Genomic DNA, 13,625 nt, shown 5'->3' with positions numbered 1-13,625 from the left:
CGACGCTTTGAGCGGCCCAGATAACCAATTCAGCAACGACATCAATGACTACCCAGACTTTCCTTTGGCACGACTACGAAACCTTTGGCGCCCAGCCGCGCCGCGACCGCCCGGCCCAGTTCGCCGCCATCCGCACGGATGCCGACCTCAACGAGATCGGCGAGCCGATCATGCTGTATTGCCAGCCTGCCAATGATTTCCTGCCCGATCCGCAAGCGTGCCTGATCACGGGCATCACGCCGCAGCAGTGCTTGCAGCTGGGCGTGCCCGAGCACCAGTTCGCCGCCACCATCGAAGCGGCCTTTTCGGAACCAGGCACCATCGGCGTGGGCTACAACACCATCCGTTTCGACGATGAAGTCACGCGTTTCCTGTTCTGGCGCAACCTGATCGACCCGTATGCGCGCGAATGGAAAAACCATTGCGGCCGCTGGGACATCCTCGACGTGGTGCGCATGACGCACGCGCTGCGCCCGGAAGGCATGCAATGGCCGAAGCGCGACGATGGCCAGACCAGTTTTAAGCTGGAACACCTGAGCAAGGCCAATGGCCTGGTGCACGAAGCGGCGCACGATGCGCTGTCCGACGTGCGCGCCACCATCGCCCTGGCCCGCCTGATCCGCGAAAAGCAGCCGAAACTGTTCGAATTCTGCCTGGCCCTGCACAAGAAGGACAGGGTCGCCAGCGAAATGGGCATGCACCTGGCCGCCGCCGAGCGCCAGCCCTTCCTGCACGTGTCGGGCATGTTCCCCGCCGAACGGGGCTGCCTGGGCATCGTCTGGCCGCTGGCCACGCACCCGAGCAACAAAAATGAAATCCTCGTCTGGGATTGCGCCTACGATCCGCGCGAACTGTTCAGTCTGGACGCCGACACCATCCGCACGAGCCTGTTTACGCGCAAGGAAGCCATGCCGGAAGGCATGACGCGCCTGCCCGTGAAAAGCGTGCACCTGAACAAGTCGCCCATGCTGGTCGGCAATTTAAAAACCCTGTCGCCGGCCATGGCTGCGCAATGGGGCATCGACGTGGATGCGGCGAAGGTCAACGCCCAGCTGGCCGCCGCGGCGCCGAACATGGATGCGATCTGGGCCGAAGTGTTCCAGCGCCCGGGCGCGAATGCCGCGCTGGACGTGGATGAGGATTTGTACAACGGTTTCGTCAGCAACGACGACCGCCGTCTGCTCGAATCCCTGCGCCGCGACACGCCGGCCAGGCTGGCCACGGCCCGCCCCTCGTTTGCCGACGAGCGCCTGCAGGAACTGCTGTTCCGCTACCGCGCCCGCAATTTCCCGCAAACCCTGAGCGAAGCGGAAAGCTTGCGCTGGGAACAGCACCGCGCCGCCCGCCTGTTCGACGGCGACGGCGGCGCCCGCAACATCGAAATGCTGTTTACGGAGATCGACGTGGTGTCGGAGTCGGTCGATGAGCGGGGGGAAGAAATATTGGGCGAGCTGTACGATTACGCGGAGATGGTGGCGCCCATGCGCGATTAGTCGCACCTAACCAAACCTACTGCGCGTCGGTATAGGTGGCCTGCGATGCTCACCGTACTAGAGTACGGTTGCGCTTCTCGACCACCTCTCCCTTCCGCTCGCTACGGTTTTGTTAGGCGCCGTGAGGCCTGCTGAATGTAATTTTTCAGCCCGCACGTTGCGCTTTGATCACATCGCGCGCTCAATTTGCAGCCGTAGGTCGGATTAGCGGGCAGAAGGCCCGCGTAATCCGACAACATTGTTGACGTTACCGGTGTTGTCGGGTTACGGCCGCTGGCCTAACCCGACCTACATTTTTTATGGATAGTGCTTAAACCGAACGATGCTGATTGATCGCATCGCGCGTTTCAATGGCCACGCGGCGCGCCGCGTCGGCCCAGTCTTCGCCATCGTGCGGCGTGGCGTAGATGATGGCGCGCGACGAGCTGATCATCATGCCCATGCCGTTCGCCGTCTGGCCCGCGCCAACTGTCGCCGCGATGTCGCCGCCCTGGGCACCGATGCCGGGCACCAGCAGCGGCATGTCGCCGACGATGGCGCGCACTTGCGCCAGTTCTTCAGGAAAAGTGGCGCCGACGACGAGCGCGCACTGGCCATTCTTGTTCCATTTATTGGCCACCAGGCGCGCCACGCGCTGGTACAGCGGTTCGCCATCCGTATTCAGGAATTGCAGGTCCGAGCCGCCCGGGTTCGAGGTGCGGCACAGGATGATCACGCCGCGGTCTTTCCACGCCAGGTAGGGATCGAGCGAATCCTCGCCCATGTAGGGGTTGACGGTGACGGCGTCGGCGCCATAGCGCTCGAACGCTTCGCGCGCGTACTGCGTGGCCGTCGCGCCGATGTCGCCCCGTTTCGCGTCGAGGATCAGGGGGATGTGCGGATAATGTTCGCGCAAGTAGCGGCAGATGTCTTCCAGCTGCTTTTCCGCGCCCAGCGCGGCAAAATAGGCGATCTGCGGCTTGAAGGCGCAGGCCAGGTCGGCCGTCGCATCGATGATGCGCGTGCAAAAGGTGGTGATTCCATCGGGCAGGTCGCGCAGTTCGGCCGGCAGTTTCGCCAGGTCGGGGTCGAGGCCCACGCACAGCAGGGAATTATTGGCCGTCCATGCGGCGGATAATTTATTGATGAAATTCACGGCACACCTTCTCTATATTCAGTTGCAAACCCCGTATTGTAACGCGGCGCGGTCCTGTCAAGTCAGCCGGTGGTGGCAGCCGGCGCTGATTAAAACGCCATTGCGGGCCGTTTCAGGTATATTTGCCCCATCCCTTTTACTCGGCACGGAACCCATCATGCAAATCACCAATCAATTCACCAAATGGCTGCGCCTGGCCCTGAGCATCACCGTGCTAGCCGGCGTCCTGACGGGCTGCGGCTACAACGACTTCCAGAGCAAGGATGAAGCCACCAAGGCCGCCTGGGGCGAAGTGGTCAACCAGTACCAGCGCCGCGCCGACCTGATCCCCAACCTGGTCAATACCGTCAAGGGCTATGCCACGCACGAGCGCGAAACGCTGGAAGCGGTGACCAAGGCGCGCGCGGCCGCCACCAGTTTCCAGATCACGCCCGAAGTGCTGAACGATCCGGCCGCGTTCGAGAAATTCCAGCAAGTGCAGGGCCAGCTGTCGTCGGCCCTGTCGCGCCTGATGGTGGTGTCCGAGAAATATCCGGACCTGAAGGCCGATACCAGCTTCCGCGACCTGCAGTCGCAACTGGAAGGCACGGAAAACCGCATCACCGTGGCGCGCCAGCGCTACATCGTGGCCGTGCAGGATTACAACGTGCATGCGCGCAGCTTCCCGAACAACCTGACGGCCATGGTCTTCGGCTACAAGGTCAAGCCATCGTTCACGGTGGAAAACGAAAAAGCCATCTCGACCGCGCCGACCGTCAACTTTGGCAAATAAGATGAAAGCCTGGTCCTACCTCGCGGCGCTGGCGACGGCGCTGCTGCTGTGGACGATGGCGCCAGCCGGCGCGCAGGGCTTGCAGCCCGTGCCGCCGCTGGCCGCGCGCGTGACGGACAACGCCGGCATGCTCGACGCCAAGCAAAAGGCGGCGCTGGAAGGCGTGCTGGCCGACTACGAAGCCAAGACGGGCAGCCAGATCGCCGTGCTGCTGGTCAAGAGCACGGAACCGGAAGCCATCGAGCAATACAGCATCCGCGTGACCGATGCCTGGAAGCTGGGCCGCAAGGGCGTCGATGACGGCGTGCTGCTGATGGTGGCGAAAGACAACCCATCGTCGCTGCGCCGCCTGCGCATCGAAGCGGGCCGCGGCGTGCAGGGCGTGCTGACGGATGCGCAATCGAAACGCATCCTGCAAGACGTGATCGCCCCGCATTTCAAGCAAAACGACTATTACGGCGGCCTGGTCGCCGGCGTGGGGTCGATTGCCACCCTGCTGAACCAGGAGCAATTTCCCGCTCCGGCACAGCAAAAGGCGCCAGCCACCGTGGAAGCGGGCGGCCTGACGTTCTGGCTGCCGCTGCTGTTCTTCGGCTTCCTCGTCGTGCTGACCCTGTTCCGTTCGCGCGGCGGGCCTAACCGCCTGCAGCGCGGCAGCAACTGGTCCAGCGGCGCCACCGGTGTCGTGCTGGGCAGCATTTTGAGCCAGGCGCTGAACAACCGCGGTGGTGGCGGAGGCTTCGGCGGCGGCGGTGGTTTTGGCGGTGGCGGCGGTGGTTTCGGTGGCGGCGGCGGCGGATTTGACGGCGGCGGCGCCTCGGGAGATTGGTAATGACGAAACAACTGACATTTGGCCAGCGCTGCGGGCGCGCTTTAAAACATTTGCGCGGCACGCCGGCAACGGCGCGCCAGGCCTTTCCGGAACGTACACTGAAAGCCATCGAGACGGCGATTGCCGACGGTGAAGCGATGCACCAGGCGGAAGTGCGTCTGATCGTCGAGGCGGCATTGACACCCGGCATGGCTTACCAGGGCGTGAGCAACCGCGAGCGGGCGCGCGAACTGTTCGCCCAGTATGGCGTGTGGGATACGGAAGACAACGTCGGCGTGCTGATCTACATCAACCTGGCCGAGCACCAGGTCGATATCGTGGCCGACCGCAACGTGGGCCGCCGCGTCACGCCGGAACAGTGGCAAGCCGTGTGCCGCACCATGACGGGCGGCTTCAAGGATGGCAATTACCACGACAGCACGCTGGAAGCACTGGCGCAGCTGAATACCTTGCTGCAAAGCCACTTTCCCGCCGATGGCACGCGCGGCAACCAGTTGCCGAACGAACCCATCCTCCTCTGATTTTTTTTTGCTGAGGCGATTACATGAAACTAGTCAATAAAACCGCCATCGTCACGGGCGCCACGCAAGGCATCGGCCTGGCATGCGCCACCCGCCTGATCGCCGAAGGAGCGCAGGTGATGCTGGTCGACATCAAGGAAGAAGGCGCGCAGGCGGCCGCCGCGCTCGGCCCGCAGGCGCGCTTCTTTTGCGCCGACGTCAGCCAGAAGGCGGATGTGGACGCCATGCTGAAGGAAACGTTGGCGCAGTTCGGCCACATCGATATCCTCGTCAACAATGCGGGCGTGACGCACGCGGCCGATTTCCTCGATGTCTGCGAAGACGATTTCGACCGGGTCATGCGCATCAACCTGAAATCGATGTTCCTGTGCGGCCAGGCCGTGGCGCGCGAGATGGTCAAGCGCAACAGCGGCTGCATCATCAATATGTCCAGTGTGAATGCGGAGCTGGCGATCCCGAACCAGGTGCCGTACGTGGTATCGAAAGGCGCCATCAACCAGCTGACCAAGGTCATGGCCCTGAACCTGGCCACGTACGGCGTGCGCGTGAACGGCATCGGCCCGGGCACCATCCTGACGGAACTGGCCAGGCAGGCGGTGCTGTCGAGCCCGGAGGCGCGCCACACGATATTGTCGCGCACGCCGCTGGGCCGCTGCGGCGAACCGGAAGAAGTGGCCGGCATCGCCGCCTTCCTGGCCAGCGACGACGCCACCTACATGACGGGCCAGACCATCTATGTCGATGGCGGACGCATGGCACTCAACTACACGGTGCCCGTGAAAGAGTGAAACAGGCGAGTTATATCAAAAAATAATAATGCATATCTAGAAAGATCATTAGACACATATCGTGCGACGCAGCATAATGCACCTGTCTCCACTATTCTCCTCCAAGAAAATAGTTTTAAGCCCGCTTTCACCAGCGGGCTTTTTTTTGCTATCACGAATGAAACATGGCCATTCTTGCCATCCCGCCCGGTTTTTCCAGTCACTATGCCGGCGCTGAAAAAATGTTGCGGCGTGTCATCAGCTCGTCATTTTCGCCCCCTATACTTGCTTCATCTGCTGTACAGGCAACCGATATGCCTGACTACAGACAGGTGTGCCGCGATGGCACACCACTCCCCTTTCATGACCGTGGCGGGCGCCGGCAAGGCGCGCGACATGCTGAGTACCGAGCAACTCTCAACTCTTGACCCATTTCATTTGGGTTTTTGGCCCGCGTCCCCGCGGGCCTTTTTTTGCCTGATCGGCAAGCTCTTGCGCAAAAACATGGTGACCTGGCATGCCCATGCTATTGTGGCGGCCTTTCCACCTGTCCTGACGCCTCATGCCTGCCCCCTTGCCCGAACTGTGTTTTGCCGACCGCTACGAACGCCTGCGCTACCGCACCGCACTGCTGCTGTATGCCCTGGTCATTTTGATCGGCGACATACCGGGCGTGCGCGCGGACGTGGGCCAATATGCGTCGGGCGGCGTGCTGCATTCCGTCGGCTATGGCGTGCTGGCTCTGATCCTGTTCAGCGGCACGGCCGGCGGCATGGCGCGCCGCGCGCTGCTGTCGGTGCTGATGGTGGCGGCCATGGGCGCGCTGGACGAATTCATCCAGAGTTTCCTGCCTTACCGCCGTGGCGCCGTCAGCGACTGGGTGGTCGATATCACGGCCGCCACGGCGGTGGTGCTGCCGCTCTACTTTTGCTGGCCTGGCATGGCCGCCGCCGCGCTGAAGAAACAGCAGGGCTGATCACGGCGCGCCGCCATCGCTGGCGCCCAGCGCCAGCGGCAACTGGCCCTGGCCGGCTGCCGCCCGGCTGGCGATGCGCCGCAAGGCCGTGCGCATCTCGCGCCGGCTGGCCGCTCCCGCTGCACGCGCCGCATCGCGCTGCATCTCCATCAACTGCTCCGACCGTGACAGCCTCGTCAAGGCATGCAGCGCCTGGGTCAGCGCATAGCGGGCGCGCGCCCCGTTCGCAGCGCCCGGGGCACCGTACACCGCAATCACCAGCTCATTGATCAGCTTGACGCTATGGGAATCGGCAGACATTTATTCTCCTGAAGTAAGCAACGGGGAACAAGGGGAAAGCGCGAACGCCGTGCTCGCCCTGCACAAGAATGTCTTTTATACCAAGCTCGACAATTGAAGCGCTTGATGTACCTCAATGTGAAATAACAAGTACCGAACATCTCAGTCCTCCTGCTCTCTTACTAGCAGCAGTTGCGGCCATGCCTGGCATGCGTCATTGACGCTGACCTCCGCCGCACCCTGGAAACCGGGTTAACACTTTGTCAGACCAAGAGGAGAACAAGATGAGAGCAAAAAAAACCATGGCGCTGGCCGGCCTGCTGTGTACGCTGGCCGCCTGCAGTTCGAATCCGAACGGCACCAGCATGAGCAGCACGAATGGTCGCAGCGGCGAAAACTACAGCAACACAACCGCGACGGGCAACGCAACGACCAACACCGGCGCCACCAGCAGCATGAGCGACACCAGCACAAGCAGCACAGGCAGCGCCGACACGCGCACTTCCACGGCCAACAACGCCATGAGCATGGACGGCAGCCAATCGGGTGTCAGCATCGCCTCCGCCACGGTGCAATCGATCGAGCCGGTAGCGCGCGGCATGGACCAGGGCAGCGGCGACATGCAGTCGGGCAGCTCCGGCACGGCAGGCACCACCTCGGGCAACACGCAGTACCGGGTCACCCTGCGCCTGGACGACGGCAGCACACGCACCCTCATGCAAAACTCCCAGCCCGGCTACCAGATTGGCGATAGGGTCAAGGTGGTCAACGGCTTGCTGCAGCGCTATTAACGATCCCGCCTGGCCCTTGGCGTTCGGGGCGCAGAGCGCCATTGGCCAGGCGCGCCACCCGCGCCCTGCACAGGCAAGGCAGGTTCCATCGTCCTTGCCTGTCTTGCTGCCTGTTGTCTGTTGTCTGTTGTCTGTTGTCTGTTGCCTGTTGCCTGTTGCCTGTTACCCGTCCCTCATCTTCATCGCATCCCCCATGTCCGTCGTTCCCATCGTGCCTGCCACGCGCCGGGAGCGCCATTCCCGTGCTCCCGGCGCTAGCGCCTATTCCACCATACCCACCTTGCGCTGGCTTGCCGCCAGCCCGGCGATCAGTTCCGCCGCTTTTTTCCCGGCCAGGAAGGCATGGTCGGAATTGTAGTATTCCCACTCGCTGTAGCGTCCCGCCAGCACGATGTCCTGCGTGGACAGCCATGCTTTCACCAGCGCCACGTTGGCGGCCCGCGCATGGTCGTACACCACGTAGGCGTACGGCATGTCTACCTGGTTGGCGACCAGCAGGCGGTCATCGTCGCGCAGCAAACCCACCGCGATGCAGTCAGCCATGCAGCGGTCGATCAGGGCCTGTCCATCGAGCGGCAACGGTTTCCAGGGCGAATAACTGATCTCGCACGTCAGGCCGAAACCACCCGGCGCGTTGCAGTGGGGGCTGGCATTCCCTTGCAGGAAAATACGGTGGAATATCGTCTCTTCCGGATAGTAAATCCAGTGTTTCTCGCTGATGTTTTCGCGCGCCACGCCCAGGTTGACGCAGCGCACGGAAATATGCCGCAAGGCGCGCGCTGCCGCCTGTACCCGCGGCGGCGCCTGCTCGCCGATCAGGCGCACCAGTTGCGGCAGGGGCATGGTGCTCAGCAAGTGCTGATAGCGGAAACGGCGGCCATCGCCCAGCACGATCACGTGCTGGCGCGGCAAGACCTGCACCACATCGGCATTGAGTTCCAGCTTGCCCTGCAGGTGCGGCAGGAAGCCCGACATCAAGGCCTGAAAACCGCCGCGCAAGGGGTAGCCGAAGCGCGCATTCGGGCCCATCGGCCTGGCCACCGGTTCGAGCGCGCCCTCGATGATTTCTTCTAGGTTCGGCAAGGGCACCCGCCCGCCCAGCCACGACGTTTCCATTTCGGCCAGGGGGACGGTCCACAATTTCTTGTTGTAGGGAATCGCAAAATGGCGGGCGATGCCGCTGCCCCACACCTGATGGATGAATTGCTCGAAATTGGGCGCGCTCTGGCCCTGGGCTTGGTCCGGCGCCGCCACGGCATCGTGCACCTGTTCCAGCCCCGTGCCGCCGTCGGCGCAGCAGTCTTCCACGGCGCAGGCCGCAGCCGCTTCAGGGCTTGGCGCGGCCGGCGCCTTGCCGTAGCGCGCCTCGATGGCGCCGACGATGCATTCCTTGATGACGGCCGGCGGCAAGCCGTACAGCGCCCCCTGGAAAGGATAGCGCGTGTAGACCTGCTTGCTGTAAACCCAGGCTTCGCGGTTTTGCCAGTGCAGGTTAGTACCCAGCAAGGTGCGGTACATGTCGAGCACATAGTCATCGTTGGAAAACATGATGTGGCCCGCGTGATCGAAGGTAAAACCGCGGTCCTGGATGGAGCGGCACCAGCCGCCCACGGTGGCATTTTTGTCCAGCAGCAAGGTATCGGCGCCCAGGTGATAGGCGGCGCTCAGGCCCGTCGGACCGGCGCCGATGATGGCGCAGGCCACGGCTTGCGGCGCACCGGGGGGATGCAGCAGATTGACATCGGCACCGGCGCCTGCTGCGGCGGCTTGCCCCGTGCCGGCGGCGGGCACGGCCTGGCGCGCGCCCTGCCCCGGCGGTGTCGTGTCGAGCAAGTTGCGCATCTGCTCCACCGTGGCATCCCAGGAGGTGGCCTCGACGATGGCGCGCATGTTCGCGGCCATGACCGCGCGCTGTTCCGGCGTCGCGGCCAGCGCCGCCTCGCAGGCGGCAACAAAGGCGTCGGGCGTGTCGGCGATGGCCACGATGTGGCCATACGGCACGGCCACATCGGCGATCGGGGTGCTGACGATGGGCAGTTGCGCCGCCATGTATTCGAGCACCTTGGTGGGACTGATGAAGCGGGTCGCCTCATTGCTGGCAAACGGCAGCAGGCACACGTCCCAGCCGGCCAGGAAGTGCGGCAGGGCCTGATACGGTTGCTGGCCCAGGTAATGGATATTCTGCCGCTGCGGCAGGCTGGCCGGGTCGATCTTGAGGATGGGGCCGACCAGCACGATTTGCCAGTCGGGATGGGCATCGGCCAGCGCCGCCACCAGGGCCGGCTCGAAACGTTCGTCGATCACGCCGTAATAGCCGAGCCTGGGCCGGCCGATCTCCGCCTGCGCGGGATGGCCATTGTGGCGGTCCAGCGCCTGTTCGAAGTGCACGGTGTCGACGCTGCTGGCGAAACAATGCACGTTGGCATGACGCGAGCGCTTCGCCTCGAACAGGCTGGGCCCGCCCGCGAACACGAGGTCGGCGCGCGCCAGCAAGGCCGCTTCGCGCTGCAACAACTGACGCGGCGCATTCTTGAACGCGGCCAGCTCATCCATGCAGTCATACACGACCAGGCCCGCGTGCAGGGCCGGCAGCAGCGGCAGCGCCATCGGCGTATAGAACCACACGATGGGGTCGTCGGCAGGCGTGATCTGGCTCAGCAGGGGCTGCAGCACGGCCAGCTGGTCGTCGTGAAAGCCGGGTGCCTGCACGGCCGTGCGGGGCTGGCACACGGTCACGTTCGGCGCCGGCGTGGACAGTTCCAGCGTGCCGGGTCCATCGTGCCAGACGGGTTCCTCGACGAAGACCACGCGGTAGAATTGCGCCAGCCGCGACAGCAGCTGCTGCGGACGCTGATACACGAAATTCCAGCGCAAATGGGAAAACACGATGATGGTTCGCATGCCAGTTCCTTTCTGCCCCGCCAGGGCAAACGTTGAACAAAGTTGTCCGGTCAGACGCTGTGCCTGCCGTAATGCCGCCGCATAAGGGGGCACGGGGATGCGCCGCAGCCGCTCGCCCCCCTCGCCTTCCAGGCCAGCCTCCCACAGGCCGCTGTGGTGCCAGTGGCTGGCATCATCCCAGTCTGGACGGTCGATGATGGGATAGATGCAGATGCCGCGCAGCGCGGCGCCATGCTGGACGGCCAGCGCCGCCTCGGCGGCCACGTCGCGTATCCAGGCACCGCGCCCGCTGCCCACGTGGCTCGTTTCCGCCAGCAGCAGCGGCCGCTGGTAGCGCGCCTGCACTTCCAGCAGCAACTGGTGCAGGGGCATGCGGCGCGGTTCGCCCAGGTGCCACCACAGGCGCAAATTGCTGCCGCTTTCCCACTGGTTGCTGTGGTAATAGTTCAGGCCGATCAAGTCCAGGTAGCGCGGCGCGCCGCCCAGTTCCGGCGCTTGCCGGCCGCACAGCATGTCCCACGCTTCGAACTGCGAGGCGCGCCAGGCCGCCGCCTGGTCGACCCAGTCCGTGCGTCCGGGCGGCGCGGTCACGTGGATCAGGGGATCGCATTGCAGGAAGCGCGCCTGTGGACTGACGGCGCGGATCGCGTCGCAGGCGGCAATGCTGGCGCGCACCAGCTGCCGCTTGCCTTCGTGGCCCGCATCGGCCCGGTACATATTCAGGCACTGAAACATGTGCACGGACAAGCCCCAGCTGGTAAACGAGATTTCATTGATGGGCGAATACACGGGCGCGCTACCCGCATACGGCGCGAGGAACTGCGCCGCCGCCCGGCAATAGCGGGCAAAGCGCGGCACGAAGTCGGGTGAAAACAGGTCGAGCCCGGCCGGCCAGCCGTAGTGGCAGAAGGTCCAGTTGATCTGCAGGCCCAGTTCCTGCGCCACGGCGGCGCGCTCCTCGATGAAAGAGAAATCGAACTGGCCATCGCGCTCGGCCAGGCGCCAGCCTATGCTTTCGCGCACGCTGCGAATGCCGAACTGGCGCAGCAGCAGGTAGTCTGCGCGCACCCTGTCCAGGTGGCCCGTGGCGCGGTTCATGTCCAGCGCCTGGCCGCCATGGGTGACATGGTCGGCACCTTCGTAGCCAGCCTGCCAGTAAGTCAGGAACGGCGCTGCCGCGCCATCGGTATCGGCCATGCCTGCTCCTTTGAAATCTGAACCAGATGAAACGTGCGAGGTCCGGCTTGCGTTCAATTGAGCCGGATGTTGCAGGTGGCCGCGCTGAGCAGTTCCAGCGCGGCCTTCGGCGTTCGGTCCGCCGTCAGCAGGCCATTGGCTTCCTGGAAGGTGTCGGCGAACTGCGTGTAGCAAAAGCCGCTGAACATCTGCGCCGTATTGACGACCGTCATCAGGCGTCGGTAAATATCGAGGAAGGCCGCCTCGTTGCCCACGCGCGCATAGCCCCAGGTTTCCGGCGATTCACCCTGTTCCCGGTCAAAGGCGATGCCGCCAAATTCCGTCAGGACGATGGGCTGGCCCCGGTGCGGGAAGCCGTCGAGCGTGAGGATGCGCCCACCCGGGCGGCGCTGGTCGAACAGGGTCGTGCGGGCCGAATCGCTGATCGCATAGCGCGCCTGCAGGCGTTCCGGATCGCAGTCGTAATCGTGGATGCCGAGGATGTCGGTGGCCGACGCTTCCCAGCCGTCGTTGCCGATCACGGGGCGCGTGGGGTCGAGCGTGCGCGTCAGGTGGTACAGCGCTTCGACGGCGTTGCGGTGCGCCTGGATGGCCGTCAGGTTGGGCACGCCCCACGATTCATTGAACGGCACCCAGACGAGGATGCACGGGTGGCTGTAGTCGCGCTCGATCACGTCCGTCCATTCGCGCACCATGCGCGTGATGGCCTTGCTGGAAAAGCGGTAGGTCGATGGCATTTCTTCCCACACGAGCAAGCCCAGGCGGTCTGCCCAGTACAGGTAGCGCGGATCCTCGATCTTCTGGTGCTTGCGCACGCCGTTGAAACCCAGGGCCTTGGCCAGTTCCACGTCGCGCCGCAAGGCGTCGTCGGAAGGCGCCGCCAGCAGAGTGTCGGGCCAGTAACCCTGGTCGAGCACCAGGCGCAGCGGATACGGCCGGCCATTGAGCATGAAGCGGTCGCGGTTGATCGCCACCGAGCGCAGCGCCGTGTACGACTTGACCGTATCGAGCAGCTCGCCGTCATGCCACAAGGTCACTTCGGCATCGAGCAAAATGGGACGCTCCGGACTCCACAGCAATTCGTTGCGCGAATCGTCGATGCCGGGGTCGGACAGCGCGATCTTGCGGCTCGCCTCGTTTTCGATCAGCTTGTACTGGTCGTCGGCCAGCAGGTTGCCGCCATGCCAGATGCGCACGCCCACCGTGAGGTCATCCTGCAGGTCGCCCATGGCGAACACTTCGCAGCCGATCTCGTAGCCCTCGAACACGGGCGTCCAGCGCAGCTTGCCGATGTAGGTGGCCGCCACGCGCTCGATCCACACGCTTTGCCAGATGCCCGTGGTGCGCGGATACCAGATGGAATGGGGCAGCAGTTGCCAGTCCTGCTTGCCGCGCGGCTTGGCCAGGTCGTGCGGATCGTCCTCGACGCGCACCGTCAGCACCTGCGGCCCGTTGGGCAGCAGCGCATGGCTGATGTGGGCGACAAACGGCGTGTGTCCGCCCTCGTGGTCGGCCACCACATGCCCGTTCAGCCACACCTTCGCATGGTAGTCGACGGCGCCGAAATGCAGCAGCACGCAGGGGCCGCCCGGCTGCAGCAGGAACTCGCGCTGGTACCAGCAGACGCGGTGAAAGCCCCGGTCGCCCACGCCGCTGGCCTGCGATTCGGGCGGAAATGGCACGGTGATCTCGTGCGTCCAGCCGATGCCGCCATCGGGCAGGCGATAGCGCCGTTCATTGTCAAAGGTGAAACGCCAGGTGCCGTTCAGCGATTGCCAGTTTTCGCGCACCATCTGCGGGCGGGGATAGGCGAAGCCGCCCGCGCCAGACAGGACGGTTTCGGCCTGGCCTTCATCTGTATCGGGTGGGGAGAGATGGTCATTGAGCATGCCTGTTGGATGCATGCGGCAAGGAGCAAGTTCCGGCGTAGGGGGCTTGCGCCGCAACGCATGAGCAAGATC

Annotated in this window: 11 protein-coding genes; 7 read left to right on the top strand and 4 right to left on the bottom strand. The window is 64.0% G+C overall.

What is annotated here, in order from left to right; translation table 11 throughout:
• The first annotated feature begins 44 nt into the window (after positions 1-44).
• Entirely contained in the window at positions 45-1,493 is a 1,449-nt protein-coding gene (sbcB, locus tag CLU91_RS22215; protein WP_100875856.1) for an exodeoxyribonuclease I, read from the top strand.
• 310 nt (positions 1,494-1,803) lie between these two features.
• On the opposite strand, the gene pyrF is transcribed toward sbcB, so the two are convergent.
• Positions 1,804-2,628, bottom strand: a complete 825-nt coding sequence (pyrF, locus tag CLU91_RS22210; RefSeq protein WP_100875855.1) for an orotidine-5'-phosphate decarboxylase — start codon at positions 2,626-2,628, stop codon at positions 1,804-1,806.
• A gap of 157 nt (positions 2,629-2,785) precedes the next feature.
• On the opposite strand from pyrF, the gene CLU91_RS22205 reads away from it, so the two are divergent.
• The 5 genes from CLU91_RS22205 to CLU91_RS22185 all read left to right on the top strand — a co-directional run bounded on the left by CLU91_RS22205 (position 2,786) and on the right by CLU91_RS22185 (position 6,496).
• Positions 2,786-3,400, top strand: coding sequence for a LemA family protein (locus CLU91_RS22205; RefSeq protein ID WP_100875854.1), 615 nt, complete (start codon positions 2,786-2,788; stop codon positions 3,398-3,400).
• Position 3,401: 1 nt separating this feature from the next.
• Positions 3,402-4,232, top strand: a complete 831-nt coding sequence (locus CLU91_RS22200; protein WP_100875853.1) for a TPM domain-containing protein — start codon at positions 3,402-3,404, stop codon at positions 4,230-4,232.
• Positions 4,232-4,753, top strand: a complete 522-nt coding sequence (locus CLU91_RS22195; RefSeq protein WP_100875852.1) for a TPM domain-containing protein — start codon at positions 4,232-4,234, stop codon at positions 4,751-4,753. Before CLU91_RS22200 ends, CLU91_RS22195 begins: the two co-directional genes overlap by 1 nt.
• Positions 4,754-4,776: 23 nt before the next feature.
• The gene (locus CLU91_RS22190; protein ID WP_100875851.1) at positions 4,777-5,541 is read left to right on the top strand and encodes an SDR family NAD(P)-dependent oxidoreductase; all 765 of its coding nucleotides are present in this window, start codon (positions 4,777-4,779) and stop codon (positions 5,539-5,541) included.
• 541 nt (positions 5,542-6,082) lie between these two features.
• Positions 6,083-6,496 (top strand): VanZ family protein, encoded by a 414-nt coding sequence (locus CLU91_RS22185; RefSeq protein ID WP_232730839.1) that lies wholly within the window; start codon positions 6,083-6,085, stop codon positions 6,494-6,496.
• On the opposite strand, the gene CLU91_RS22180 is transcribed toward CLU91_RS22185, so the two are convergent.
• Positions 6,497-6,796, bottom strand: a complete 300-nt coding sequence (locus CLU91_RS22180; RefSeq protein ID WP_100875850.1) for a hypothetical protein — start codon at positions 6,794-6,796, stop codon at positions 6,497-6,499.
• Between the two features lie 263 nt (positions 6,797-7,059).
• Here CLU91_RS22180 and CLU91_RS22175 point away from each other — a divergent pair, with 263 nt between their 5' ends.
• Positions 7,060-7,566 (top strand): hypothetical protein, encoded by a 507-nt coding sequence (locus tag CLU91_RS22175; protein ID WP_157814763.1) that lies wholly within the window; start codon positions 7,060-7,062, stop codon positions 7,564-7,566.
• Between the two features lie 261 nt (positions 7,567-7,827).
• Here the strand turns inward: CLU91_RS22175 and CLU91_RS22165 are convergent, their stop codons facing one another.
• Positions 7,828-11,664, bottom strand: coding sequence for an NAD(P)-binding protein (locus tag CLU91_RS22165; protein ID WP_100875847.1), 3,837 nt, complete (start codon positions 11,662-11,664; stop codon positions 7,828-7,830).
• A 53-nt stretch (positions 11,665-11,717) separates the two neighbouring features.
• Complete coding sequence (locus tag CLU91_RS22160) at positions 11,718-13,457, bottom strand: glycoside hydrolase family 2 TIM barrel-domain containing protein (protein WP_198521500.1); 1,740 nt, start codon at positions 13,455-13,457, stop codon at positions 11,718-11,720.
• Positions 13,458-13,625 lie beyond the last annotated feature (168 nt).

Origin of the sequence: Janthinobacterium sp. 64 (assembly GCF_002813325.1) — a bacterium.
Lineage (GTDB): Bacteria > Pseudomonadota > Gammaproteobacteria > Burkholderiales > Burkholderiaceae_D > Janthinobacterium.
Note: the sequence above shows the minus strand (reverse complement) of the source record. Positions and strands in the feature narration are given on the sequence as shown.

What these genes read in the sequence shown, in the direction of transcription:
- sbcB (WP_100875856.1), top strand. Translation starts at nt 45, where the DNA reads ATGACTACCCAGACTTTCCTTTGGCACGACTACGAAACCTTTGGCGCC.
- CLU91_RS22205 (WP_100875854.1), top strand. Translation starts at nt 2,786, where the DNA reads ATGCAAATCACCAATCAATTCACCAAATGGCTGCGCCTGGCCCTGAGC.
- CLU91_RS22200 (WP_100875853.1), top strand. Translation starts at nt 3,402, where the DNA reads ATGAAAGCCTGGTCCTACCTCGCGGCGCTGGCGACGGCGCTGCTGCTG.
- CLU91_RS22195 (WP_100875852.1), top strand. Translation starts at nt 4,232, where the DNA reads ATGACGAAACAACTGACATTTGGCCAGCGCTGCGGGCGCGCTTTAAAA.
- CLU91_RS22190 (WP_100875851.1), top strand. Translation starts at nt 4,777, where the DNA reads ATGAAACTAGTCAATAAAACCGCCATCGTCACGGGCGCCACGCAAGGC.
- CLU91_RS22185 (WP_232730839.1), top strand. Translation starts at nt 6,083, where the DNA reads ATGCCTGCCCCCTTGCCCGAACTGTGTTTTGCCGACCGCTACGAACGC.
- CLU91_RS22180 (WP_100875850.1), bottom strand. Translation starts at nt 6,796, where the DNA reads ATGTCTGCCGATTCCCATAGCGTCAAGCTGATCAATGAGCTGGTGATT.
- CLU91_RS22175 (WP_157814763.1), top strand. Translation starts at nt 7,060, where the DNA reads ATGAGAGCAAAAAAAACCATGGCGCTGGCCGGCCTGCTGTGTACGCTG.
- CLU91_RS22165 (WP_100875847.1), bottom strand. Translation starts at nt 11,664, where the DNA reads ATGGCCGATACCGATGGCGCGGCAGCGCCGTTCCTGACTTACTGGCAG.
- CLU91_RS22160 (WP_198521500.1), bottom strand. Translation starts at nt 13,457, where the DNA reads ATGGTGCGCGAAAACTGGCAATCGCTGAACGGCACCTGGCGTTTCACC.